Origin of the sequence: Oerskovia douganii, from assembly GCF_015142735.1 — a bacterium.
GTDB lineage: Bacteria > Actinomycetota > Actinomycetes > Actinomycetales > Cellulomonadaceae > Oerskovia > Oerskovia douganii.
This window is the reverse complement of sequence record NZ_JACSPN010000001.1, coordinates 78,019-102,221: the sequence shown is the minus strand read 5'-3', so window position 1 is coordinate 102,221 and position 24,203 is coordinate 78,019. Positions and strand designations below refer to the sequence as shown.

Below are 24,203 nucleotides of genomic sequence, written 5' to 3'. Positions count from 1 at the left end.
TCGGCACCCGAGGCGCCCTCCACTCCCCTTGACGGACCGGGAATGCTGCGGCAGGATCGTGAGTTGTCGATACCCCAGGGGGGTATCGCCGAGCGAAGGCTCGCCCGGCGCGACCGACCGCCCGGCGCGACCGACCGCCCGGCGCGATACGAGGAAGGACGGGACGATGAATCCCATGGACCACGACGAGCACGGTGGCCACTCCGGCAACGACCAGCCAGGAGACGGCCGACCGGACCGTGCCACGCCGGTCGGCCGCACCGAGCACACCGCGGCGGTCGCGGCGCCGGGGCACGAGCACCACGACGCGCACGCGGATCACGACATGGCGCACGCGGGCCACAGCAACCACTCCGACCACACGGGCCACGCCGGCCATGACGGCCATGACGGCCACAGCGGCCACGACATGGCCTCGATGCCCGGCACGGACCACTCGGGCCACGCGGGCCACGGCGACCACTCGGGCCACAGCGGCCACTCGGGCCACGTCGCGATGTTCCGCCGCCTGTTCTGGATCATGCTCGCCCTCGCGGTCCCGACGGTCCTCGCGAGCGAGATGTTCGCGTCGATCATCGGCTACTCGCTGCCCGACGTCCCGGGTATCGCCTGGGTCTCGCCGGTCCTCGGCACGATCATGTTCGTCTGGGGCGGCCGGCCGTTCCTCACGGGCGCGGTCGACGAGCTCAAGGCCCGCAAGCCCGGGATGATGCTGCTCATCGCGCTCGCGATCACGGTCGCGTTCGTCTCGTCGTGGGGCGCGAGCCTGGGGATCCTGTCGCACGAGCTCGACTTCTGGTGGGAGCTCGCGCTGCTGGTCGTCATCATGCTGCTGGGCCACTGGATCGAGATGCGCTCGCTCGCGCAGTCGTCGTCGGCCCTCGAGTCGCTCGCTGCCCTGCTGCCCGACGAGGCCGAGCGCTTGGGCGGCGACGGCCAGGTGACCACGGTGTCCCCGACGGACCTCGTGGTGGGTGACGTCGTCGTCGTGCGTCCGGGCGGGCGCGTGCCCGCCGACGGCGTGGTCTCCGAGGGCACCGCGGACGTCGACGAGTCCATGATCACGGGCGAGTCGCGCCCGGTGCGCCGGACGGTCGGCGACCACGTCGTGGCCGGGACGGTCGCGACCGACCAGGCGCTGCGCGTCACGGTCGACGCGGTCGGCGACGACACGGCCCTCGCAGGCATCCAGCGCCTCGTGGCGCAGGCGCAGGCCTCGTCCTCGCACGCCCAGCGCCTCGCCGACCGCGCCGCGGGCTGGCTCTTCTGGTTCGCGCTCGGCGCCGCGGTGCTGACCCTGGTTGCGTGGAGCGTCTGGGGCACCCCGGAGAACGCCCTCATCCGGACCATCACGGTCCTGGTCATCGCGTGCCCCCACGCGCTGGGCCTCGCGATCCCGCTCGTGGTGTCCATCTCGACCGAGCGCGCGGCCAAGGCGGGCGTGCTCGTCAAGGACCGCATGGCGCTCGAGCAGATGCGCACGGTCGACGCCGTCCTGTTCGACAAGACCGGCACGCTGACCAAGGGCGAGCCCGTCGTGACGCACCTCGTCGCTGCGTCGGGCAGCGAGGACGACCTGCTCGCGCTGGCCGCGGCCGTCGAGGCCGACTCGCAGCACCCGCTGGCCCGCGCGATCGTGAACGCCGCCGCGGACAGGGACGTGCGCGTCCCGCGCGCCGAGGACTTCCGGTCCTCGACGGCCGTGGGCGTCTCGGGTCTCGTGGACGGTCGCCGGATCGCGGTGGGCGGCCCGTCGCTCCTGCGGGAGCACGGCCTGTCCCCCCTGCCCGACGCCGCCACGTGGGAGGGCGAGGGCGCGACGGTCCTGCACGCGCTCGGGCTGGGCGACGGAGCACCCCGGGTGCTCGGCGCCTTCGCCCTGGCCGACGAGATCCGGGCCGAGTCCCGCGAGGCGATCGACGCGCTGCACCGTCGGGGCATCCGGGTCGTCATGATCACGGGTGACGCGCAGGCCGTGGCGCAGTCGGTGGCCGACGAGCTCGGTATCGACGAGGTCTTCGCCGGGGTCCGCCCGGGCGACAAGGGGGCCAAGGTCTCCGAGCTCCAGGCACGCGGCCACAAGGTCGCGATGGTCGGCGACGGCGTCAACGACGCCCCCGCGCTCGCGCAGGCGGACGTGGGCATCGCGATCGGCGCGGGCACCGACGTGGCCATCGCGTCGGCCGGGGTCATCCTCGCGAGCGACGACCCGCGCTCGGTCCTGTCCGTGATCGAGCTGTCCCGGGCGAGCTACCGCAAGATGAAGCAGAACCTGTGGTGGGCGGCCGGGTACAACCTGGTGTCGGTGCCTCTCGCGGCGGGCGTCCTGGCCCCGGTCGGGTTCGTCATGCCCATGGCCGTGGGTGCCCTGCTCATGTCTCTGTCGACCGTGATCGTGGCCCTCAACGCGCAGCTCCTGCGCCGCCTGGACCTCGACCCGGCTCGCGTGGCAGCGTCCTGATCCCCGTGCGCACCCTCCTGCGGCTCTCGCGAACCTCCGGCCCCGCCCGGCGGTTCGCGGTGCTGCTCGGGACGGCGCTGCTGCTCGGCGGGTTCGTCGGGATGCACCAGATGTCGGGGAGCCCCGTGGCCCACGGCTCCGCGCACTCGGTCACGGACCCGGCGACCGCCGCCGTGGGCGACATGGGCGGGGAGGGGGAGGCGCCGTCGGGCACGGGGCACGGCGAGCTCGAGGCGATGTGCCTCATGGTGCTCGTCGCGATGGTCTCGCTCGGTGGCCCGGCGCTGTGGCGCCGCCTGCCCGACGGCGTCACGCACCGTGCGCGCGTCGTCGCGCCCTGGTGGCGGCTCGGGTGGGCGCTGCGCCCGCCGTCGCTCGTCGCGCTCGGGATCAGTCGGAGATAGGCGCTCGGCCCTGCCGGGGCCGCAGCACACCATCACGGCCGCGAGGACTCTCGCGGCCCACCGACTCATCCGAGGGACGACTCATGAACAAGAACACCCTGACCCGGGCCGCGATCGGCCTGACGCTCGGCTCCACGCTGGTCCTCGCGGGCTGCTCCGACACCGGCGACGACGGCATGGAGGGCCACGACATGGGCGGCGGCGCCGAGACCATGCCCGACGCGGGCGCCGACCCCGCCGCGGAGGCCAACGACGCGGACGTCATGTTCGCGCAGATGATGATCCCGCACCACGAGCAGGCGCTCGTGATGTCGCGGATCGTGCTGGACACGGAGGGCGTGGACCCGGCCGTCGTGGATCTCGCGACCCGGATCGAGGGCGCGCAGGAGCCCGAGATCACGACCATGGAGGGCTTCCTCGACGAGTGGGGCGCCGAGCCCATGGGCGACCACTCGGGCCACGAGATGGACGGCATGCTGAGCGACGAGGAGATCCGGGCGCTCGAGGACGCGGACGCCGCGACGCTCTCGCGGCTGTTCCTCGAGGGCATGATCGCGCACCACGAGGGCGCCGTGGACATGGCCGAGGCCGAGCTCGCGGACGGTGAGAACCCGCAGGCCCTGGCGCTGGCGCAGGAGATCGTCGACGCCCAGGAGGCCGAGATCGCGGAGATGCAGGAGCTCCTCGCGGCCCTGTAGCAGCTCCAGCCAGGTGCCGACCACGGGGTTGAGGTCGTTCTGAGCCGACTGACGACCTCAACCTCGTGGTCGACCGCTGGCAAGTCCCTGGTCGCTGCGAGACTGGAGCCATGACGGGATCACCAGCTCCGGCGGTCGGCGGCCTCCTCCTCACCCCGGGGGCCGGCGCCGGCCGCGACCACCCGACGCTCGTCGCGGTCGCCGACGCCGTCGCGCCGCTGCCCGTGCGCCGGGTCGACTTCCCGTACCGGATCGCCGGCAGACGCATGCCGGACCGGGCGCCGGTCGCGGTCGCGCACCTGGTCGAGGAGGCCGGGCGCTTCGCGACCGAGGCGGGGTTCGCGCCCGACCGGCTCGTGCTCGGCGGCCGGTCGTACGGCGGACGCATGTGCTCGATCGCCGTGGCCGAGGGTCTGCCCGCGGCCGGGCTCGTGCTGCTGAGCTACCCCCTGCACCCGCCGGGCAAGCCCGAGAAGCTGCGCGTCGACCACTTCCCCCGGCTCGGTGTCCCGGTGCTGTTCGTGTCCGGCACGACCGACCCGTTCGGTGCGCCCGAGGAGTTCGACGAGCACGTCGCGGCGATCCCTGGACCGGTCACGCAGGTGCGCCTGCCCGGGGCCCACGACGTGCGGAACGACCACGCGGCGGTGAGCGACGCCGTCGTGCGGTGGCTCGCGACGCTCTGAGCGGCGCGGCTCGCTCCGGGAAGCCACGCGCGACGTCCTGACCTGGGCAAAGGGACGGACCCCGAACCATCTGGCAGCGCTTCCACCGAGCCGTGGGAAGCGGTACCTTGGGCGCGCCCACGTGCCCGACACGAGACGTGAGTCCGACACGTCCGCGGCCATGAGGTGCCTGCCCCGCTCGATCCGAGCCCGGGGCCGCTCCCGAAAGGTCCTCCTTGATGCGCGCAGTGCCCGTCGCCCTCCTCACGACAGCGATCCTCGCGGCCACCCCCGCGATCGCGTTCGCCGGGTCCGACTCCCCCACCCCCTACACCGTGACCGCGGACGGCGTGACCCTGCCGACCGGCCGCGTGTTCCACGAGCACGACCACGTCAACTACCGGGCCACCGCGCTCGACGGGACGGGCGGACGCGACTTCAACCTCCACCTCGAGTCGGGGAACGGCCGGTCGACCGCCACGCACATCGGCGCCGGCTCGCTCGACTTCGCCGACGCGGCCGCCGCGTTCCCCACCGGCTACTGCGTGACGTGGGTGCAGGTCGCGGGCTTCGACGAGCACTTCGGGGAGGGCCGGCAGGAGCCCGTCTGCACGCCGGCCCCGGCCACCCCGGTGACGCGCCCAGCCCCCGTGCCGCGGCCCGCACCCGTGTCGCCCGGCGTCGCGGTGCCCGACGGCGGAGCCCCCGTCGACTCCCCCGTCACCGAGCCGTCGCCCACCTCGCCCGAGACGCCGGCCACCCCCGGGACGACTCCCGTGACGACGCCCGACGACGAGGGGCTCGCGGCCACGGGTCCGGCGCCCGAGGCCACCGCGGTCGAGGTCCCCGACGCCACACCGGTCGCGAAGACGCTCGTGGACACGTCGACCGAGGCGGCGCCCGTCACCGCGGACGGCTCGGCTGCCTCGGCGCCAGAGGGTGGCCTCGCGGCGACCGGGTCGAACGCGCTGCTGCTCGGCGGCGGCGCCGTGGTGCTGCTTGCCGCGGGAACCGGGGCCGTGCTGCTCGGCCGCCGGGCCCGGAGAGCCTGACCGCCGCTCCCCCAGGACGAGACGGGTGGTCCCGTCCGAGACGCGCCCGTACGCGTGCGGCGCAGACGCATGTCTCGGACCGGACCACCCGTCTCGTGGGAGCCCTGCCGGAACGGATCAGCGCAGCGGTTCCGCCGGGTACTCCACAGGCTTCTCACCCAGCGCCTCGGACATCGCGCGACGCTCCTCGAGGACGCCGGCCCGCTCCTCGTGCATCTCGGCGATCACGGCCTCCTGCGCCTCGGGCGTGAGGTGGTCGAAATAGAGCGTCCCGTCGAGGTGCTGCGCCTCGTGCTGGAGCGCCCGCCCCAGGAAGTGCTCGCCGACGAGCTCGACGGGGTTGCCGTGCTGGTCGAACCCGCGCACGACCGCCTTCACGGGGCGCGCGAGCGGTGCGTAGGCGCCGGGGATCGAGAGGCAGCCCTCGTCGCTCACCTCGACCTCGTCCTCGGGACCGTCGAAGACCTCGAGCACCGGGTTGACGACGTGCCCCACGTGGCGGTCCTCCTCCTCGTCCTCGACGTCGTACACGAAGACCCGCAGGTCCACGCCCACCTGCGGCGCCGCGAGCCCCACGCCCTCCGCGACGAACATCGTCGTGAACAGGTCGTCGACGAGCTGCGCGAGCTCGGGCGTGCCGAACGCCGTCACCTCGCGGGCCGGGGTGTGCAGGACGGGCTCGCCGATCTCGGTGATGCGCAGGATGGTGCCGCGCTCGACCTCGGGGGCGATCTCCGGGAAGGACTTGACCGGCTGGCCCAGGACGTAGGTGACAGGGCGACGACGGCCGATGGTGAACATGGGCCAAGCGTAATTGGTGGGGTGCGCGCGGCCCGACCGCGCTACGTTCGTCACGCGAGGCGGTCCGGCAGTGCAGAGAGCACAGCCCAGCCGCCTCGTTCTTCGCCCGGACGACCCGACAGACGTTGCGATCCCGCATCGGTCGGGTCTCCTGACCCGCCCCGCGCGTACCCTGGACTTGGACCCGCAGAAGGTGGTGCGACATGAGAATCGGTCGTGGTGTCCTGGTCAGTGCGTCGCTCGTGACGCTCGTCCTCGCCGGGTGCGCAAGCCCCGGTTCCCCGGACGGACCGACGTCGAACGTCCCGTCCGCGAGCACGTCCACCCCGCGCGAGACGACGCCCTCCCCGACCGACGGGACGTCCGGGACCTCCGACGCTCCCGGCACCGGCGAGACGACGCGCTCGGCGGAACCGCCCGGCACGGCCGAACCCTCCGGGGAGGCCGCAGCACCGCCCGCCTTCGAGAGCCTCGTCATCAGCACGTCCGGCCTCGGCCCCCTCACGATCGGCGTGCCCCCCGAGTCCAATCCCGGCGCCGCGATGATCCGCTGGTCCCCCGACGAGTGCGCAGACATGGGCGGTGGCGACCCCGGGCGCTGGGTGACGACGTACCCCCTGATCGACGGCACCTACCCCCTGGGCGTCGCGACCGACGACTCGGGAGTCTCCTGGATCGACGTGCTCAAGGCCGGACCTCGCACGGCGGAAGGGGTGGGCATCGGCACCGACCTCGCGACGCTGCAGGCCACGTACCCGGACCTGGTCCCCGGGACGCCCGGTCCGCTGTCGAACGTCTGGTGGCTCGCCGACCCCGACGGGTACCTCGTGTTCGAGACCCAGGGCGACGAGGACGGACAGCAGCCGGCAGGGACACCCGAGCAGGTCATCCTCATGCGGGTCCTGTCCCCCGCCGCCGACCCCGACTTCGCGACGGCGAACTCCGACTGGGTCGCGGGCGGATGCCTGTAGCCCTACCGGGACAGGAACGCATGGTCGGGGTTCGGCCCCCATCTGGCCCCCTGACCGCTGGGAGCGACGGAGCGACGGAGCGCAGAAGGCCCGAAACCGTCGAGGTTCCGGGCCTTCATGTCTGAGCCGCCTATCAGAATCGAACTGATGACCTTCTCATTACGAGTGAGACGCTCTACCGACTGAGCTAAGGCGGCGCGTACCGGACATCACGCCTTGCGGCGCTCCGTTTCAGCAAGCGTCGCAACTGTACCCAACGCGAGGGCGTCACGACAAACCGGCCTCCGCGACGCCGTCGGGCCGCCTGCCCGCGGCCCCCGCGAGGCGCCCGCCGACATGCCCGCCAGGGCGCCCGGCCGAGCCCGCCCGAGCGTCTCCCGGACGAGCCTCAGCAGACCTTCCCGTCCTGCGGAACCTCGCCCGCGACCAGGTACGCGTCCACGGCGTCGCCCACGCACGCGTTGGAACGGCCGTAGGCCGTGTGGCCCTCGCCCTCCCAGGTGAGGAGCGAGGCCGAGTCGAGGGTCTTGGCGAGGCCCTCGGCCCAGACGTACGGGGTCGCGGGGTCGTTGGTCGTCCCGATCACGACGATGGGGGCCGCGCCCTCGGCGTGCAGGTCGAACTCCTGCTCCACCACGGGGTAGGCCCAGTCGACGCAGGACATGCCGCCGTAGGTGAAGAACGACCCCATGGTGGGGGCGGCCTCCTCGATCTGGGCGGCCTGCTCGGCCATGACCTCGGGGTCGGGGTTGCCGCGAGCGTCGAGGCAGTTGATCGCGCGGAAGGCCTCGGCGGAGTTGTCGCTGAAGGTCCCGTCGGGGTTCCGGCCGTTGTACAGGTCGGCGAAGCTGAGGAGCGTGGTGCCGTCGCCGTCGCTGAGCGCGCTGTCGAGGCCCGCTGTCAGGGCGGACCAGCTCTCGTTGTTGTAGAGCGGCAGCGCGATCCCGTAGAACGCGAGGGTCGAGGTCAGGCGCCGGTCGCTCGTCGTCCTCAGGGGGCGCTCGGCGACCTGGTCGAGGAACTCCTCGACCTGCGCCATGCCGTCGTCGACGGACCCCGTGAGCGGGCACCCCTGGCCGCCCTGGCAGTCCTCGACGTAGGCGCGCAGCGCGTTCTCGAACCCGACGGCCTGCTGGGCCGAGATCTCGTCGGAGGTGAGCGTGGTGTCGATCGCGCCGTCGAGGACCATGCGCCCGACCTTCTCCGGGAAGAGCCCCGCGTAGGTGGCGCCGAGCTGGGTGCCGTAGGAGAAGCCCAGGTAGTTGAGCTGCGGGTCCCCCAGGACGGCACGCAGCATGTCCATGTCGCGCGCGGCGCTCTGGGTGTCGACGTTGCCGAGGAGGTCGCCCGTGTTCTGGGCGCACGCGTCGGCCCAGGCCTTGAGGTCGGCGGCCATCTCGGCGCGTCCCTCGTCGCTGTCGTCGTACGCACGGGACAGCGAGACGTCCTTGGCCGCGTCGTCGAGGCACACGACGGGGGTCGAGGACCCCACGCCGCGCGGGTCGAACCCGATGACGTCGTACGCCTCGCGCACCGGGGCGCCGATGGAGCCCGCCGCGCTCGTGACGTAGTCGATGCCGGACCCGCCGGGACCGCCGGGGTTGGTCAGCAGCGACCCGATCTTCTCGCCCGACGCGGGCAGGCGCTTGAGCGCCAGCTCGATCTTCCCCTGCGCCGGGTCCTGCCAGCTCAGCGGTGCGGTCGCGGTCGTGCACTCGAAGCCGCCCCCGCAGTCCTCCCACACGAGGCTCTGCCCGTAGAACTCGGCGAGCTCGGCCGGCACGTCCTCGCCGGTGCCCGTGGGCCCCGTGGAGCCGGTCTCCGCCGGGCTCTGCACCTTGGGTGAGGGGGCGCACGCCCCGAGCAGCAGGGCGAGGGCGAGCGTCGCAGCGGACAGCGCTGTGGTGCGGCGGGAGGGCTTCTTCACCCGGCAACGGTAACGGGTCGGGCTGGGCCGGGGAGCCGTTTGCGGCGCCCGGCCCAGCCCTTTCACGCGAACTTCACGGGCGCCGATCCGCGGCGTCGCCGAGCGGGCGGACGGTCAGGACTGCGTGACCCACGCGGCCTCGCCGACCTGCCCTGCGGCGCTGCGCGGGGCCAGCACGACCGTGCCGTCCTCACCGAGCCGGACCGTCACGTCGGCGGACTCGTCGACGCCCTCCGGCGCCTGGACGACCGTGGTCCAGGCGCGCAGGTCCATGGTGCAGGGCTTGCTCGCGTCGAGCTCCTCGAAGGTCACGACGACGTCGCTCCCGTCCAGGGTCGCCTCCCCGTCGGCGATGCGCGGGCACGTGCTCGACCCGAACGTCACGACGTACAGGTAGCCGTCCTCCGCGGTCCAGGCCGCGCCCGTGCCGCCGTTCGTGGGCGCGTCGATCCCGGCGGGGAGCTCGATGCCGTTGGCGCCCGCCTCGATCGGGAGGTCGGCCGCGTCGATCGGCGTCTGCGCGGTCTCCGACGAGTCGTCGGCGGGCGTGGTCTCGTCCGTGGTGCTCTCCTCGGCGCCCGGCGTGCCCGACGAGTCCCCACCCGAGTCGGTGGCCGTGCCGCACGCGGCGAGCGCCAGGACGGCGACGAGCGAGAGGGCGGGGGCGAGGCGGCGCAGGGAAGTCATGGGGTCTCCTTCGTGCTTCGGTGCGGGCGCCGCGGTGGCGCACCCGTCACTCACATCATGTCGTGGGGTGCGGGAATCTTGCGGCGCGGCGCGCGTCGGTCGTGGACGCGGCGTGACGCTCCGCCGTCGGGTCCGTGGCTCGCACGGCCGGCGCGGCGGCGTCGAACCCTTCGTCGAACCCGGCGCGGAGCATCGCGACGAACGCCGCGAGAGTGGGCGAGGTGTTGTCGGGGGACCAGGCCGCGCCGATGTCACGCGTGGTGACGGGCTCGTCCAGGCGGAGCTCGACGCCGTCGTGCACCGGGTGGCGCGCGGGCGGCAGGACGCTCACGCCGAGCCCTGCGGCGACCAGACCGCGCACGGTGTGCAGGTCCTCGCCCTCGAACCCGATGGTGGGGCGCACACCGGCCGCGGCGCACAACGCGTCGACCGTGCCACGCAGGCCGTAGCCCCGCTTGAGGGTGATGAAGGTCGAGCGGGCGGCCTCGCGCAGCGTGGCGCTGGGGCGGTCGGCGAGCTCGTGCCCGGCGGGGACCATGAGGACGACGGGTTCCTGGAAGAGCGTGAGCGTCAGCAGGCCTGCGGGCGCCGGGACGAGGCGCGACACGAGCGCGATGTCCACCTCGCCCGCGGCGAGCGCGGCCAGGCACGAGCGGCGCGCGCCCTGCGTCATGGTGAAGCGGACGGCGGGGTGTTCGGCGAGGAACTCCTTGATGAGGCCCGGGACGACGGACTCGCCGAGCGAGGTCTGGAACGCGACCGACAGGGTGCCGCGCGCGAGCGCCTCGCTCGAGCGGACGGCGTCGACGCCTGCGCCGAGCGCCGCGAGCGCCTGGCGTGCGTGCGGCAGGAGAGCGCGCCCCGCGGCGGTGAGCCGGATGCCGCGCCCGTGCTTCTCGACGACGGGTACGCCCAGCACCTCGCCCACGCGCGCGACCGCCCGGGACACGGTCGGTTGCGGGGCCCGCAGCATCGCGGCGGCGAGGGTCACCTGCTCGACCTCGGCGACCGCGACGAACGCGGGCAGCAGCGGGAGCAGGCGACGGGTCTCCTCGTCCAGGGCGGCATCCATGCCCACAGCGTATGCATCAGCACCTCACCATGCATTGGACGCAAGAGTCCGGGATTCCTACGGTCGAGCCCATGACGACCCTCGGCGCGGGAACGGCCGCAGCACCCGCCCTGCCCGGCCCGCGCGCGCCGTGGACGGGTCACCGGAAGGGCTCCCAGGGGTACCGCCGGACGGTCGTCGCGCTCGTGTGCGCGGGGGTCGCGACGTTCGCGCAGCTCTACTCGCCGCAGGGGATCCTGCCCGCCGTCGCGGCCGACCTCGGGGTCTCGGCCCCCACGGCTTCGCTCACGGTCTCGGCCGCGACGCTCGGCCTCGCGCTCGCGGTCCTGCCCTGGTCCGTGGTCGCCGACCGCGTCGGCCGCGTCCGCGCCATGCGGGCCGCGCTGGTGGCCGCGAGCGCCCTGGGCGTCCTGGTGCCGTTCGCACCGACGACCGAGCTCCTCGTCGCGGGCCGCTTCCTCGCGGGGGCGGCCCTGGGCGGGGTCCCTGCGCTGGCGGTGACGCTGCTGCACGAGGAGATCCGGGCGGCGCACACGGCCGTGGTCGCAGGGCTGTTCGTCGGCGGGGCGTCGGTGGGCGGGCTCGCGGGCCGGGTGCTCGCGGCGTCGGTCGGGGAGGTCGCGGGCTGGCGCGTGGGCCTGGCCGTGGTGTCGGGGCTGTGCGCGGTCGCGGCCGTGGTGTTCGTGGTGCTCGTGCCGCGGGCGCGGGGGTTCGTCCCGGGCGGTGCGAGCCTGCGCGAGGTCGGTGCGCTCGTGGTCGCGAACCTGCGCGACCGTGGCCTCCTCGTCCTGTACGCGAACGGCGCGCTGGTCATCGGCGGGTTCGTGACGACGTACAACTACCTGGGGTTCCGGCTCGAGGCCCCGCCGTACCTGCTGTCGCCCGCGGTCACGTCGCTCGTGTTCTTCGCGTACCTGGGCGGGACCGTGTCGTCACGGCTCGCGGGCAGCCTCACGCTGCGGTGGGGTCGCCGCCGGGTCCTGGCCGTGGCGGGCGGCGCGATGGGTGCGGGGGCGCTCCTGACGCTCGCGCCGCAGATCCTCGTGGTCCTGCTGGGCCTCGTGGTCCTGACGGCGGCGTTCTTCGGGGCGCACGCGGTCGCGTCGGGGTGGGTCGGGCACCGGGCGGTGGTGGGGCGGGCGCAGGCGACGTCGCTGTACAACGTCTTCTACTACGCGGCGTCGAGCCTGCTGGGGTGGCTCGGAGGCGTCGCGTGGGTGCAGGCGGGGTGGACGGGCGTCGCGCTGTTCGTCGCGGCCGCGACGCTCGCGGCACCGCTGCTCACCCTGGGGTCGCGGTCGCTGCGGTCCGCGTGAGGCACGTCGCGGGCCCGACGGCGCAGCGCACCTCGGAGGCTCGTCGCGCCTCTCCGTGCCGACCCGTGCCTGCCCGTGCCTGCCCGTGCGAGGCCTCGGGCGAGGCGGACCCGGGCGGCGAGCGACGACGTCGGGCGTGCGGCCTCACGCCGTCGCCGGGGCCGGGGCGTCGATCGCGAGCCGTACCCCCACCGCACCCAGCAGGGTGCCCGTCGCGCGGCGCTGCCAGCGCATCCACGTGGGGCGCGAGCGCAGGAAGACCGCGATGCTGCCTGCCGCGAGGACGATCGCCGCGTTGACGGCCATGCTCACCCCGATCTGCACGCCGCCCAGCACGAACCCCTGCCCCATGACGCTGCCCGCGGCCGGGTCGATGAACTGCGGGATGAGCGCGAGGTACATGATCGCGGCCTTGGGGTTGAGCAGGTTGGTGAGCAGCCCCATGCGGAACAGCGTGGCGCGCGAGTCGCGCGGGAGGTCCTGCGCCTCGAACGGGGAGCGCCCGCCCGGGCGCAGCGTCCTCCACGCGAGGTAGAGCAGGTAGCACGCGCCCGCGACCTTGAGGCCGACGTACAGCCACGGCACCACGACGAAGACGGCCGCGAGCCCCAGGTTCGCCAGGGTCATGTAGACGACGAAGCCGGACGCTGTCCCCGCGAGCGAGACCATGCCCGCCTGCCACCCCTGGCTGATGCTGCGCGAGACCAGGTAGACCATGTTGGGACCGGGCGTCAGGACCATGCCCAGGGCGACGGCCGTCATCCCCAGGACCGCTGCCGTACCGACCATGTGCGCGGCCTCCTGTCGCGATGCGCCGCCGTGCGCGGCCGTCGAGCTCGTCCTCCTCGGCATTCTGCCCCCGGCGCACGGTGACCACCACCCCTCTCGGGGCCCGAGCCCCGCGAGCGCGCGACGGCCGGACGCGGGAGGGACGCTCGCCGTGCACGACTGCGCACCGCGCGGCAGGGTGGGAGGGGCAGGGGCCGATGAGTTCGGGCGGCGCGGCGGGTCTTCGTCCCGTACGCGGACGACGACCCGCAGAGACGGCCGGCACCCACGCCGCCCCGCTCACCCGATCGAGAGGCACGACCGTGACCGACATCGAGACCCGGACCCTCGAGGCGCCCGGGGCGACCATCACCTACGACGTCCGGGGGAACCTCGCCGACGCGACCCCCGAGGCGCCCGTGCTGCTGCTCATCGGCTCCCCCATGGGGGCCGAGGGCTTCGGCACCCTGGCCTCGCACTTCACCGACCGCCCCGTCGTGACGTACGACCCGCGCGGCGTCTCGCGCAGCCCGCGCACCGACCCGTCGACGCCCGTCACGCCCGACCACCACGCCGACGACCTGCACCTCGTGATCGAGGCCCTGGGGTCCGGGCCGGTCGACGTCCTCGCGAGCAGCGGCGGGGCGGTCAACGCCCTCGCGCTCGTCGCGGCCCACCCCGAGCAGGTGCGGACCCTCGTGGCCCACGAGCCGCCGTCGGGCCCCGCGCTGCCGGACCGCGACGCGGTGCTCGCCGCGATCCAGGCCGTCTCGAGGACCTACCAGGAGCGAGGCTTCGGCGCGGGCATGGCGCACTTCATCGCCCTCACGAGCTGGGAGGGGCCGTTCCCGGACGACTTCGCCGACCAGCCGGTGCCCGACCCGGGCGCGTTCGGCTTCCCCGCCGAGGACGACGGGTCGCGCGACGACGCCCTGCTGGGGCAGAACCTCCTCAGCGGCACGGGCTACGAGCCCGACTACGACGCGCTCTCGCGCGCGTCGACCCGGGTGGTCCTCGCGGCGGGCGAGGAGTCGGGCGAGCAGATGGCGGCCCGGTCGGCGCGTGCCATCGCCAAGAACATCGGGACCGAGGCCGTCGCGTTCCCCAGCAACCACGGCGGCTTCCTGGGCGACGAGTACGGCATGCCGGGCGACCCCGACGGGTTCGCGTCCGCGCTGCGCACGGTCCTGGAGGGCACGGACATCCGCTGACGGGCGGGCCGGGCGTCCCGAGCTGCCGGGAGCGCCCGGGAGCGCCCGGCCGGCAGCCCCCCGGCCGCCCCGACCGACCGACCGACCGACCAACCGACCCTGAGGAGGACACATGGACCGCGACAGCGTCATGGCGTGGGTCGGCGCCTACGAGACGGCGTGGCGCGCGGAGGACCCGCGGGCCGTCTCGGCACTCTTCACCGAGGACGCCGCGTACGCCCGCTCCCCGTACGACGACCCGCTGCGCGGTCACGACCAGATCCGGGACTTCTGGCTCGCGGACGCCGGGCAGACGTTCACCATGACCGCCGAGCCCGTCGCGGTCGACGGGCTCGCCGCGGTCGTCCGGGTCGAGGTCCGCTACGGCGGGCCCGACCCCCAGGAGTACCGCGACCTGTGGATCCTGCGGTTCGCGGACGACGGCCGCGTCGAGGACTTCGCCGAGTGGGCGTACTGGCCGACCAAGCCGTACACGGCGGGTTGAGCCGGGCAGCGGGCCGGGCCGCCGAGCGCAGCCCGCGACGCGTCCCCCGTCGCGTGCGAGGATCGCGAGCATGAGCGCCGACGCTCCCCGCGCCCCGCGCACTCCCGGCACGTGGGGAATGCGCGCGGACGTGCTGCGCCACGGGCAGGGCCACGACTCGGACAAGGTCGGCTACATCGAGCTGTTCTTCGACCTGGTGTTCGTGTTCGCGGTGACCCAGCTCTCGCACTCGCTCATCGCGCACCCCGACGGCACGACCCTGGTCCAGACGCTCATCCTGGGGGCCGCGGTCTGGTACCTGTGGATCGACACCACGTGGGTCACCAACTGGCTCGATCCCGAGCGCCACCCCGTGCGGACCCTGCTGATCGTGATGATGCTGCTGGGGCTGCTCATGTCGAGCGCGATCCCCGAGGCGTTCGGCGAGAAGGCGCTGCTGTTCGCGGGGACGTTCGTCGCGATCCAGGTGGGACGCTCGGCCTGGACGGCGTACGCCCTGCACCGGCACTGGCCGGAGAACGGCACGAACTTCGTGCGGATCACGGTGTGGCAGGTCTGCTCGGGCGTCCTGTGGATCGCGGGGGCGCTCGTCCCGGACGACTCGTGGCGGCTGCTCCTGTGGGTCGCGGCCGTCCTCGTCGACTACACGGGGCCGCGCGCCCTGTTCCGGGTCCCGGTCCTGGGACCGACGGACCCAGCGACGTGGGTCGTGCGCGGCGGGCACATGGCCGAGCGGGTGGGCCTGTTCATCATCATCAGCCTGGGCGAGTCGATCATCGTCACGGGCACGGCGTTCGGCGACCTCGAGCTGACGGGCACGGTGCTGCTGGCGTTCCTCGCGGCCTTCGCCTCGACCGTCCTGATGTGGCTGCTGTACTTCGACCGCTCCGAGCGGCGCGCCACGGCGTACTTCGCGGGGTCGGACTCCCCCGGCATGATCGCGCAGACCGCGTACACGTACATCCCCTACCTGATCGTGGTCGGGATCGTGCTGACGGCCGTCGCGGACGAGATCGTGCTGCTGCACCCTCTGGGCCACGAGGGCTCGGGCCACGCCGAGCCGTGGACCGCAGGGCTGATCTGCGGCGCGGGCACGGTCTACCTCGTGGGCAACACGCTGTTCCGGCGCGCGACGGGCGGCCCGTGGTCGCTGCCGCACGTCGCCGGGGTCGTCGCGCTGGGCCTGCTGTACCTGACGCACCCTGTCCTGTCACCGCTCGCGATCAACTGGGTCTCGAACGGGGTGCTGCTCGCCGTGATCCTCGGGGACGTCGCGGTGTCGCGGCGTGCGGTGCGCACGGAGCGCTGACCGGCCCCGGACCACACGCCTCCCGCCCGACGCCGGAGCACCCTAGATCGTGTGGCTCGCCTGGGGCGAGTGGTGAGGTGCCTCGAAGAAGTGGTCCAGGTCCTCGCGCGTCAGCGACGCACCGTCGGACCCGCTTCCGAGGCTTGCGAGGAGACGGGCCGCCAGGTCTCGCACAGGCTCGTTGGTGATGCTCGAGTGGTGCCGCAGGATCTCGAACGCCTCGTCGTCCGCGAGCCCGTAGACCACCATGAGCGCCCCCTTGGCCTGCTCGATCGTCGCCCTGCGCATCGCGGACGCGGAGACCGCCCGGGTCGCGTGCTCCTGGGCCAGGGCCTCCTGGGACTCGGTGAGGTCCATGAAGTACCCCGTCACACGGGTGACCCGACCAACGGGGTCGTCGATCTCTCCCTGGCCCACGATCCCCAGGACCCGGGTCCTCCCGGCCGCGTCCACGATCCGGTGCACGACGCTGAACGGCGCACCGGTCCGTACGACGTCGGCGAACACGCCCGCGACCCGGGTCACGTCGTCCGGATGCTTGTGCGCCAGCATGAGCTGCGTCGTCGGGACGACTTCCCCGGGTGCGAACCCGTGCATCGCGAACAGCTCCTCCGACCACCACCACCGCCCCGTCGGCACGTCGAGCGCGAAGCGCGCGACCGGCTGGCGACCGCCGGCCAGGAGGACTACCTCGAGGTCTCGGTCGTCGCTGTTCTCGTCCTGTGCCATGGCCACGACACTCCCCAGTACACCCGGGGCTGCCCTCCCCGGGATCCGTTCTCCTGATGCTAGGCCCGGCCGGGCAGGGCGCAACCGCACACGGTCGGGCCGTCGGCGTGGGGGCGCACGGGGTGCCGGGGTGGCGTCCCTCACCGGTCGAGCACCGCCTGGTAGAGCCGCGTCGCGTCGTGCACGACCTGGTCCGTGAGCCGGGCCACGGGCCGGACATCGCCGAGCAGCGGTTCGCAGTCCGGCCCGCGGCCCACGACGACCCCGGTCAGCACCCAGGCGTAGTGCTTCTCCTCGGCGAGGTGCGCGTACCGCTGCAGCTGCCGGGCGACCCACTGCTCGGGTGGTCGGGCCCACCACGGCTCCGGGTCGAGGGGGTTGGCCGGGATCCCCGGCAGGCGGCACCCGCTCTCGTGGTCGACGCGAGCCTGTGTCGCGTCGACCGCGGGCCCCCCCGCTGCACCGCACGTACAGGGGGACGCCCTGCCCCGTGAGCTCGACCAGCTCCTTCAGCGACTCGACCGTGAACACGGCGGCTAGCTCGACGGGCACAGGAGGGCGATGCGGGCACCGTCACGAGAAGGTGGGGACACACGGGCTTCGATGGGCATGACGGGACGACTCCTCGGACGAAGGATGCGTGAGCCGACTGCCTGACCCGTTGCGCCACCGACCCTACCTGCCCGCCCGACGACCTTCCATACGGGCAGGAAGGGGGCACAAGCCGCACCACGCCCGACGGCGCCGCACCCCTCCGGTGGCGAGCGGCGGCGTCGGGCAGGGACCGGGACGTGGCCCGGCCCGCCCGACGATCAGTCGCGACCCCGCCGCGACGCCTTCCGCAGGGCGGGGACCACCAGGGCCACCCCGACCCCCGCCACGACCCAGGCCCATCCCAGGGCCGGGTACGCCGGTGCGAGGACGTCGGAGAGCCCCGCGTCGGCGAGGCGCACGCGCGTCGCCTGCGACTGCGCGAGCGCCGGCACGACGCCCACCGCGACGAGCACGATCCCGAGCCAGCGCGCCGTCGCCGTCCCGTCCAGGACGTCGCGCGCACCCCGGGACCCCTGCCGGGCCAGGAGGAAGGTGAGGAAGCACGCGGTCCCCAGGAGCGCGGAGAACGCGATCAGGTCGATCGTGTCGAGCGGCCGGTGGGAGTAGACGTCGGTCCAGGGGATGGCCGTCCCGTGGACGGCCGTCGTGACCATCGCGTCGACCTGCTCCTGAGCGACCGAGGAGAGGCGCGAGGCGTCGACCACGCGCACGTCGACCAGGCCGAGCGGTCGCGTGAAGCCGTTGACCAGGTGGATCACCGCGACGCCCCAGAAGATCACGGCCCCGGTCAGGGCGAGCGCGCCACCCTTCTCACCCTCCCTGCCGCGCGGGCTGCGCGGCCTGCCGGGGCCGCGGCGTGCGCGGGCGCCACGACCCGCCTCGCGCCGCTCGGTGGTCCGGGTCGAGCCGTCGTCGGACATGGGTTCGCTCTCGTCGAGGGGTGGGTCGCCACATCCTCCCGGACCGCCCACGCGCCGTCCAGCCCGCCCCCGGGCCTCGTCCTCGATGTGCGGCGCGCGACGTGCCGCGCGGGCTCAGCCCTGCGGACGCAGCGCGATGGCCATGGCCTCGAGCGCGAGCAGCGGCGCCACGTTCCCGCCGAGGCGCTCGCGCGCGACGCCGATCGCGTCCATGCGGCGCACGGTCTGCTCCGGGGTCGAGTCCTCCGCGAGCGCCTGCACGGTCTCGGCGAGCTCGGCGTTGACGAGGTCCACGTGGGCACCGAGCTGCACCACCAGCACGTCGCGGTAGAGCGAGAGCAGGTCGAGCATCGCGCGGTCCAGGACGTCGCGCTGGTGTCGGGTCGCGCGACGCTTCTGGTCCTTCTCGAGGTCCGTCACCTGCGACCGGAGCCGGGGCGGCAGCGTGCCTCCCGCCTCGACGCCCAGGGCTCGCAGGAGCTCGGCCTTCTCGACCGCGTCCCGCTCCTCCGTGGCGGCCTTGGCCTCGGCCTGCGCGACCTCGACGAGCTCACCCGCCGCGACCACGGCGTCCCCGACGCCCCGGATCCGGCGGGCGATCGACAGGACCGAGGACCGGCGCTCGCGCGCCTTGCCGTCCCGGGCCAGACGTCGGGCGAGGCCGATGTGGCTCTGCGCGGCGCGCGCGGCGGCCTCCGCCACGACGGGGTCCACGCCGTCGCGCCGGACGAGGAGCTGCGCGACGGCCTCGACCGGGGGCACCCGCAGGGCCACGCCCCGGCAGCGGGACCGGATGGTGACCAGGACGTCCTGCGGGCTGGGCGCGCACAGGATCCAGACCGTGCGCGGCGGCGGCTCCTCGATGGACTTGAGCAGGACGTTGGTGGTGCGCTCGGCCATGCGGTCGGCGTCCTCGACGATGATGACGCGCCAGCGCCCCTGCGACGGGCGACGGCTCGCGACACCCAGCAGGTCCCGGACCTCGTCGATCGTGATGGTGACCTTCTCTGTCGCGACGACCGTGACGTCGGCGTGCGTGCCCGCGAGGGTCGTGGTGCACGCCTGGCACACCCCGCACCCGCCCTGCTCGCACTGCAGCGCGGCCGCGAAGGCCCGCGCGGCGTTGGACCGCCCCGACCCCGGGGGGCCCGTCAGGAGCCAGCCGTGCGTCATCGCGGCAGGGTCGGTCGCCGCGGCCGAGAGGACCTCGACCGCGTGCTCCTGCCCGACGACGTCGTCCCAGACGGTCACGGTGTGCTCGTCCCGGTCGCGTCCGCGGCGACCGTGCCCGTGGCGGGGCCGGAGGCGGGGCGGCTCGCGGGAGGCGTGACCGGCAGGTCGGCGAGGCCGGGCGTGTAGCCGATCGCGGAGTCGGAGTCGTCGAACCCGTCGTCGGGCAGCGCCTCGACCGTGTCCTCCGCCTCCTCGACGACGGGCGTGAGCTCGAGCCGGGCCGCGAGGTCCACCCGGATCTGGGCCTGGATGTCCTCGATCGAGCCGGCCGCGTCGATCACGACCCACCGCTCGGGGTCCGCCGCGGCCCGGGAGAGGTACGCCTCGCGCGTGCGGCGGTGGAAGTCGATCCCCGCGCTCTCCAACCGGTCCGGCTTCCCCTCGATCCGCTCGACCGCGACCGCCGGGTCCAGGTCGAGCAGGACCGTGACGTCCGGCATGAGCCCCTGCACGGCCCACAGCGAGATGAGCTCGACCTCGTCCACGCCCAGCTCACGACCACCGGCCTGGTAGGCGACCGACGAGTCGAGGTAGCGGTCCGTGACGACCACGGCCCCGCGCTCGAGCGCGGGGCGGACCAGGTGCGCGACGTGGTGGGCGCGGTCCGCCGCGTAGATCAGGGCCTCGGTGCGGGCGTCCATGTCCCGGCCGTGCAGCACGGCCTGACGCAGCTCGGCCCCCAGCTCCGTCCCCCCGGGCTCGCGCGTCAGCACGACCTCGCGGCCGGTCAGCTCGCCCAACCACTCCCCCAGGAGGCGGGACTGGGTGGACTTGCCGACGGCGTCGCCGCCCTCGAACGAGATGAAGTAACCGGGTGTGCTCACGCGCCCACGATAGTCGGGCCACCTGACACCGGTCCGCCCCCGCGACACGGCCGGTAGCCTCGGTGGCATGTCCGTCCTCCCCGTACCCGGCCCCGACCTCCCCGAGTCCCCCGCGCTCCCGACGCCCGGCGCCGCGTTCGCCGACCGGACCTTCGACGCGATCCTGTTCGACATGGACGGCACCCTGATCGACTCGGTGCCCGCGGTCGACCGGAACTGGCGCCGCTGGGCGCACGAGTACGGCCTGCCGGACGCGGACACGTTCCAGGTCGAGCACGGGACGCCCGCGCGGACCTTCATCGCGCGCCTCCTACCGGCCGACCAGGTGGAGGCGGCGTACGACCGCATCCACGACCTCGAGCTGAACGACACCGAGGGCGTGCGCATCCTGCCGGGCACGGTCGACGCCTTCGCGTCGATCCCGCCCACGCGCCAGGCGATCGTCACGTCGTGCACGCGACCGCTCGCGGCCGCCCGCATCGCAGCATCGGGCCTCGAGCCGCCCGCGGTCGTCGTGACGGCGGACGACGTCGCGCACGGCAAGCCGAGCCCCGACCCGTTCCTACTCGGGGCCGAGCGCCTGGGCGTGGACCCGGCCCGGTGCCTCGTGGTCGAGGACGCCCCCGCCGGGGTCACGGCCGGACGCGCGGCAGGGTGCGCGGTGCTCGTCGTCGAGGGCACCCACACGTTCGAGCAGCTCGCGGGCGGCGCCGTCGTGCCCGACGCGGGAGCGAGCGGGCTCGACCGGGTGCGCTTCGTCGTCGGGCAGGACGGGTCGATCCGCGTCACCGACGCCTGAGCGTCCGCAGCACCCGACGGGCTACGACGCGTCGAACGCGTCGGCCGCACGCCGGAGCGAGAGCACGGTCGCGCCCGCGACGAAGAAGTCCTCCTCGGACGTGCTGCGGGCGTCCCGGACCGCCCGCCGGAGGCCCTCGGTCTTCTCGTGCAGTCGCTCGAGACCGTCCTGGTCGACACGGCCCGCGGCCGACGAGCGCACGGCCTCCGCGAGCTCCCACAGGGCGTCACGCACCAGGGGGCGCAACGGCTCACCGAAGGCGAGGTCGTCGCGGTCCTGCGTCTCCCAGCTCGTGATGAGCCGTGTCAGGTCCGTCACGACCCCCGACATCGTCGACAGCGCCTCGGACTGCTCGCGCTGCGCGCGCGTCGCGTCCGCGTAGCGTCGCGCGCGCCGGTTGGCCCGGGCCGCCTCACGAGCCTGGTCCGCCGACTGCCGGGAACGGTCGACCACCGGGCCCAGCAGCAGCCGCCGCTCGTCCCACTCCTCGTGCGTGGGGGCCACGTCCCGGTCGAGGCCGTCCGCGAGGTGGTCGAGCTGGTCGGCCAAGGCGTTCTTCAACCGTTCGAGCGCCACGTCCGTGGCGACGAGCGGCAACGGGGGGAAGAGGAGGTTGATGAGGATGCCGATGAGAGCTCCGACGACCACCAGTCCCGCGTACGCGCCCATGTAGCCGATCTTGTCCGTGTTCCCCACGATGAGGACGAACAGGGCCGACGTGACCGCCCACGAGCCCATCTCCCCGAGCGCGACCCAGCCCGCGGCCAGCGTCGCCAGGGCGACCACGATCGCGATCGACAGCGCACTGGGAGCGAGGAGGAAGTCCGCCGCCCGCGCGATGACGACGCCGACGAGGATGGCGCCCACGGCCTGGAACGAGTCCCGGACGGAGCGTGCCACGGTGCTCGTCGTCGCGACCACCGCCCCCAGGGGCGCGTAGTAGGGATAGTCCGAGAACGGCTCGGGCATGGCGATCCCGACGACCCACGCGATGCCGGCCGCCACGGCTCCCCGCAGCGCCATGCCCCACCTCGGGTGCAGACGCCACTGCCGCATCGCTTCGGCGGCGAGACGCCTCGGACGCGGCACGGGCCGGTCGGTCGGGCTGGGGGTGGTCATCCGGACACCCTAGGCACGGGCCGCGGCGGTCGCAGCGGGTCGGGCCCCGTCAGCGGCGGACCGCCCTCAGATCACACCGGCCCGCAGGCCTGCGGCCACGACCTTGGAGGCTGCCGCGTGCACGTCCATGAGCTCGTCGATCGTCAGGCCCGTCGCAGCGGTGATGGCGGGGGGCACCTCCTCCGCCCTCGCCCGCAGCTCGCGCCCGGCCGGGGTGAGGGTCACGTCGACGACGCGGCCGTCGTGCTCGTTGCGGGACCGGGTGAGGTATCCCGTGGTCTCGAGCCGTCGGACGAGCGGCGAGAGCGTGCCCGGGTCCAGGTGGAGCCGGTCGGCGAGCGACGTGGCCGTGGTGCGCTGACCGGTCGCCGCGTCCTGCCACAGGGCCAGCATCACGAGGTACTGGGGATGCGTGAGCCGCAGCGGCTCGAGCAGCGGCTTGTACATGGCGACCATGGCCCGGGCGCCGGCGGAGAGCGCGAAGCAGACCTGGGACTCGAGGGCGAGCGGGTCCGGGCCCGGCGCACGCGCCGCTGCCGACGGTGCGTCGGGCGCGGCGCTCTGGATCGAGGTGGTCATGTCGTCATCGTAGCCAGATCTCCCCTATGCTTGGTACACCAATCATTGGTGCACCATGCATTTGCACCGGTTCTCGTGAGGAGAGGCGCATGGCCGACAAGCAGCGACGACGCCCCCTGGGCCTGCGCATGACCGAGACGTTCCTGCCGATCTTCGGCCCCGCCCAGGTCGGGAAGCAGGGCTCGCCCGGGCGCGGCGTCTCCGCGGCCGAGGCCGAGCGCGACCGCGAGCTCAAGACGCGCTTCGAGTACGTGACGGGCCCCGACGGCCGCAGCTACGTCGTCGAGCACACGGACGAGGCGACCGCGGGCTGAGCCCTCGCCCTGCCGAGAACGGGGTTGCGGTCGTTCTGCACGTCAGAACGACCGCAACCCCGTTCTCGGCACCGGTTGGAGCCGGCAGCCCGGTCAGCCCACCCGGGTCACTCGCCCGGGTAGACCACGCCCACCTGACGACGGACCTCGTCCATGGTCCGCATGACCTCGAGCGTGCCCTCCCACGTCATGCGGGGGCTCTCGGTCAGGCCGGCCTCGAGGCAGCGCGCGACCTCGGCCGCCTGGTACTGCTTGCCCTCACCGCGGAATCCCTCGTAGCGCCACTCGGCGCCGTCGTGGCGGACCACGCGGAACGACGTCGGGGCGTAGAACGTGCCCTCGACCTCGATGCGCCCGGCCGTCCCGGAGATCGCCGCGACGTTGGGCGTCTGCGACCACAGCGTGGTCGACAGCGTGGCCAGGGCCTGCCCGTAGCCGAGCGTGATGCCGAGCTGGCCGTCGACCCCCGTCTCCGTGAGCGCCCCGACCGCGGTGACCGACGACGGCGCCCCCAGGACGTCGTGGGCGAACGACACGGGGTACACGCCCAGGTCGAGCAGCGCGCCGCCTGCGAGCCCGGGCGCGTAGAGCCGGTGCTCGGGGTCGAACGGGAAGAACTGGCCGTGGTCGGCGGTCACGTTGACGATCTCGCCGATCTCGCCGCGCGCGATCACTCCCCGCAGGGCCGCGACGTGCGGCAGGAAGCGCGTCCACATGGCCTCCATGACGAACACGCCCGCGGCCCGCGCGGCGTCGAGGATCTCGCGCGCCTCGGCCTCGTTGCGCGTGAACGCCTTCTCGACCAGGACGTGCTTGCCCGCGGCGATCGCCAGCAGCGCGTGGTCGCGGTGGTGCGAGTGGGGCGTCGCGACGTACACGACGTCGACCTGGGGGTCCTCGACGAGGTCGGTGTAGTCGGTGTGGGTCGTGTGGATGCCGTGCTCGGTCGCGAAGTGCTCGGCCCGGGCACGGTCGCGCGAGCCCACGGCCACCACGCGGGCGCGCGTGTGGTCGCGCACGGCCTCGGCGAACGAACCCGCGATGTTGCCGGCGCCGAGGATTCCCCAGCGCACGGGGGGCGCCGTCCGAGGATCGGGCACGACGCCGGAGATCACCTCGGGGAGGTCGGCGGCGGTCGCTGCGAGACGGGGCAGGGAGTCGGGGCGGTCGGTCGGTGCCGCGGTGCGGGCGTCGTTGCTCATGGGCTCACGCTATCCCCGTGAGAGCGCTACCACGGGTCATTGCCCGAGGTGTGGTCGCAGGACGCGACCAGGTGGCGCGCTCTCGAACCCCCCGATCGAGGTC

24 protein-coding genes, 1 tRNA gene and 1 pseudogene are annotated in these 24,203 nt (G+C 73.9%); 12 read left to right on the top strand and 14 right to left on the bottom strand.

What is annotated here, in order from left to right; all coding sequences use genetic code 11:
* Nucleotides 1-166: 166 nt before the first annotated feature.
* The 5 genes from H9623_RS00430 (at nucleotide 167) to H9623_RS00410 (ending at nucleotide 5,280) form a co-directional block, all read left to right on the top strand.
* Nucleotides 167-2,461, top strand: a complete 2,295-nt coding sequence (locus H9623_RS00430) for a heavy metal translocating P-type ATPase (RefSeq protein WP_227747937.1) — start codon at nucleotides 167-169, stop codon at nucleotides 2,459-2,461.
* A gap of 5 nt (nucleotides 2,462-2,466) precedes the next feature.
* Nucleotides 2,467-2,865, top strand: coding sequence for a hypothetical protein (locus tag H9623_RS00425; protein WP_193718121.1), 399 nt, complete (start codon nucleotides 2,467-2,469; stop codon nucleotides 2,863-2,865).
* Nucleotides 2,866-2,948: 83 nt separating this feature from the next.
* Nucleotides 2,949-3,563: a DUF305 domain-containing protein gene (locus tag H9623_RS00420; RefSeq protein ID WP_193718120.1), complete on the top strand. Its 615-nt coding sequence runs from the start codon at nucleotides 2,949-2,951 to the stop codon at nucleotides 3,561-3,563.
* Between the two features lie 110 nt (nucleotides 3,564-3,673).
* Nucleotides 3,674-4,249, top strand: a complete 576-nt coding sequence (locus H9623_RS00415) for an alpha/beta hydrolase family protein (RefSeq protein WP_193718119.1) — start codon at nucleotides 3,674-3,676, stop codon at nucleotides 4,247-4,249.
* 218 nt (nucleotides 4,250-4,467) lie between these two features.
* Nucleotides 4,468-5,280, top strand: coding sequence for a hypothetical protein (locus tag H9623_RS00410; RefSeq protein ID WP_193718118.1), 813 nt, complete (start codon nucleotides 4,468-4,470; stop codon nucleotides 5,278-5,280).
* Nucleotides 5,281-5,397: 117 nt separating this feature from the next.
* On the opposite strand, the gene def is transcribed toward H9623_RS00410, so the two are convergent.
* Nucleotides 5,398-6,081: a peptide deformylase gene (def, locus tag H9623_RS00405; protein WP_193718117.1), complete on the bottom strand. Its 684-nt coding sequence runs from the start codon at nucleotides 6,079-6,081 to the stop codon at nucleotides 5,398-5,400.
* 203 nt (nucleotides 6,082-6,284) lie between these two features.
* Here def and H9623_RS00400 point away from each other — a divergent pair, with 203 nt between their 5' ends.
* A complete protein-coding gene (locus tag H9623_RS00400; RefSeq protein ID WP_193718116.1) occupies nucleotides 6,285-7,052 on the top strand; it encodes a hypothetical protein in 768 nt (255 codons plus the stop codon).
* Between the two features lie 124 nt (nucleotides 7,053-7,176).
* On the opposite strand, the gene H9623_RS00395 is transcribed toward H9623_RS00400, so the two are convergent.
* The 4 genes from H9623_RS00395 to H9623_RS00380 all read right to left on the bottom strand — a co-directional run bounded on the left by H9623_RS00395 (nucleotide 7,177) and on the right by H9623_RS00380 (nucleotide 10,738).
* Nucleotides 7,177-7,249: transfer RNA gene (locus H9623_RS00395), tRNA-Thr, on the bottom strand.
* Between the two features lie 191 nt (nucleotides 7,250-7,440).
* Nucleotides 7,441-8,979, bottom strand: a complete 1,539-nt coding sequence (locus H9623_RS00390) for an alpha/beta hydrolase (RefSeq protein WP_193718115.1) — start codon at nucleotides 8,977-8,979, stop codon at nucleotides 7,441-7,443.
* A gap of 114 nt (nucleotides 8,980-9,093) precedes the next feature.
* Nucleotides 9,094-9,666: a hypothetical protein gene (locus H9623_RS00385; RefSeq protein ID WP_193718114.1), complete on the bottom strand. Its 573-nt coding sequence runs from the start codon at nucleotides 9,664-9,666 to the stop codon at nucleotides 9,094-9,096.
* Nucleotides 9,667-9,721: 55 nt separating this feature from the next.
* The gene (locus H9623_RS00380) at nucleotides 9,722-10,738 is read right to left on the bottom strand and encodes a LysR family transcriptional regulator (protein WP_193718113.1); all 1,017 of its coding nucleotides are present in this window, start codon (nucleotides 10,736-10,738) and stop codon (nucleotides 9,722-9,724) included.
* A gap of 71 nt (nucleotides 10,739-10,809) precedes the next feature.
* On the opposite strand from H9623_RS00380, the gene H9623_RS00375 reads away from it, so the two are divergent.
* On the top strand, nucleotides 10,810-12,054 hold the full coding sequence (locus tag H9623_RS00375) for an MFS transporter (protein ID WP_193718112.1): 1,245 nt from the start codon (nucleotides 10,810-10,812) through the stop codon (nucleotides 12,052-12,054).
* A 144-nt stretch (nucleotides 12,055-12,198) separates the two neighbouring features.
* Here the strand turns inward: H9623_RS00375 and H9623_RS00370 are convergent, their stop codons facing one another.
* Entirely contained in the window at nucleotides 12,199-12,843 is a 645-nt protein-coding gene (locus H9623_RS00370) for a LysE family translocator (RefSeq protein WP_193718111.1), read from the bottom strand.
* Between the two features lie 302 nt (nucleotides 12,844-13,145).
* Here H9623_RS00370 and H9623_RS00365 point away from each other — a divergent pair, with 302 nt between their 5' ends.
* From H9623_RS00365 to H9623_RS00355, 3 genes are all read left to right on the top strand, one after another.
* Nucleotides 13,146-14,033 (top strand): alpha/beta fold hydrolase, encoded by an 888-nt coding sequence (locus tag H9623_RS00365; RefSeq protein WP_193718110.1) that lies wholly within the window; start codon nucleotides 13,146-13,148, stop codon nucleotides 14,031-14,033.
* Nucleotides 14,034-14,145: 112 nt separating this feature from the next.
* Nucleotides 14,146-14,517, top strand: a complete 372-nt coding sequence (locus H9623_RS00360) for a YybH family protein (protein WP_193718109.1) — start codon at nucleotides 14,146-14,148, stop codon at nucleotides 14,515-14,517.
* A 70-nt stretch (nucleotides 14,518-14,587) separates the two neighbouring features.
* Nucleotides 14,588-15,826 (top strand): low temperature requirement protein A, encoded by a 1,239-nt coding sequence (locus tag H9623_RS00355; RefSeq protein WP_193718108.1) that lies wholly within the window; start codon nucleotides 14,588-14,590, stop codon nucleotides 15,824-15,826.
* A 42-nt stretch (nucleotides 15,827-15,868) separates the two neighbouring features.
* Here H9623_RS00355 and H9623_RS00350 read toward each other — a convergent pair whose 3' ends face one another.
* From H9623_RS00350 to tmk, 5 genes and pseudogenes are all read right to left on the bottom strand, one after another.
* A complete protein-coding gene (locus tag H9623_RS00350) occupies nucleotides 15,869-16,555 on the bottom strand; it encodes a PAS and ANTAR domain-containing protein (RefSeq protein WP_193718107.1) in 687 nt (228 codons plus the stop codon).
* Between the two features lie 140 nt (nucleotides 16,556-16,695).
* Nucleotides 16,696-16,953, bottom strand: a complete 258-nt coding sequence (locus H9623_RS00345; protein ID WP_227747972.1) for a DUF6098 family protein — start codon at nucleotides 16,951-16,953, stop codon at nucleotides 16,696-16,698.
* 414 nt (nucleotides 16,954-17,367) lie between these two features.
* Nucleotides 17,368-18,030, bottom strand: a complete 663-nt coding sequence (locus tag H9623_RS00340; protein ID WP_193718106.1) for a hypothetical protein — start codon at nucleotides 18,028-18,030, stop codon at nucleotides 17,368-17,370.
* 114 nt (nucleotides 18,031-18,144) lie between these two features.
* Nucleotides 18,145-19,281 (bottom strand): DNA polymerase III subunit delta', encoded by a 1,137-nt coding sequence (locus H9623_RS00335; protein WP_193718105.1) that lies wholly within the window; start codon nucleotides 19,279-19,281, stop codon nucleotides 18,145-18,147.
* A 185-nt stretch (nucleotides 19,282-19,466) separates the two neighbouring features.
* Nucleotides 19,467-20,087 (bottom strand): annotated as a pseudogene (gene tmk, locus H9623_RS00330) (dTMP kinase); the annotation flags it as partial.
* Between the two features lie 67 nt (nucleotides 20,088-20,154).
* Between tmk and H9623_RS00325 the strand changes: the two are divergent.
* Entirely contained in the window at nucleotides 20,155-20,886 is a 732-nt protein-coding gene (locus H9623_RS00325) for an HAD-IA family hydrolase (RefSeq protein WP_193718103.1), read from the top strand.
* A gap of 21 nt (nucleotides 20,887-20,907) precedes the next feature.
* On the opposite strand, the gene H9623_RS00320 is transcribed toward H9623_RS00325, so the two are convergent.
* Both H9623_RS00320 and H9623_RS00315 read right to left on the bottom strand, forming a co-directional pair.
* A complete protein-coding gene (locus tag H9623_RS00320; RefSeq protein ID WP_193718102.1) occupies nucleotides 20,908-22,005 on the bottom strand; it encodes an FUSC family protein in 1,098 nt (365 codons plus the stop codon).
* A 66-nt stretch (nucleotides 22,006-22,071) separates the two neighbouring features.
* Nucleotides 22,072-22,584 (bottom strand): MarR family winged helix-turn-helix transcriptional regulator, encoded by a 513-nt coding sequence (locus tag H9623_RS00315; RefSeq protein WP_193718101.1) that lies wholly within the window; start codon nucleotides 22,582-22,584, stop codon nucleotides 22,072-22,074.
* Nucleotides 22,585-22,673: 89 nt separating this feature from the next.
* On the opposite strand from H9623_RS00315, the gene H9623_RS00310 reads away from it, so the two are divergent.
* Nucleotides 22,674-22,898 carry a hypothetical protein gene (locus H9623_RS00310; protein ID WP_193718100.1) on the top strand — a complete coding sequence of 75 codons (225 nt, stop codon included), beginning with the start codon at nucleotides 22,674-22,676 and terminating at the stop codon, nucleotides 22,896-22,898.
* A 107-nt stretch (nucleotides 22,899-23,005) separates the two neighbouring features.
* Here H9623_RS00310 and H9623_RS00305 read toward each other — a convergent pair whose 3' ends face one another.
* The gene (locus tag H9623_RS00305; protein ID WP_193718099.1) at nucleotides 23,006-24,100 is read right to left on the bottom strand and encodes a Gfo/Idh/MocA family protein; all 1,095 of its coding nucleotides are present in this window, start codon (nucleotides 24,098-24,100) and stop codon (nucleotides 23,006-23,008) included.
* Nucleotides 24,101-24,203 lie beyond the last annotated feature (103 nt).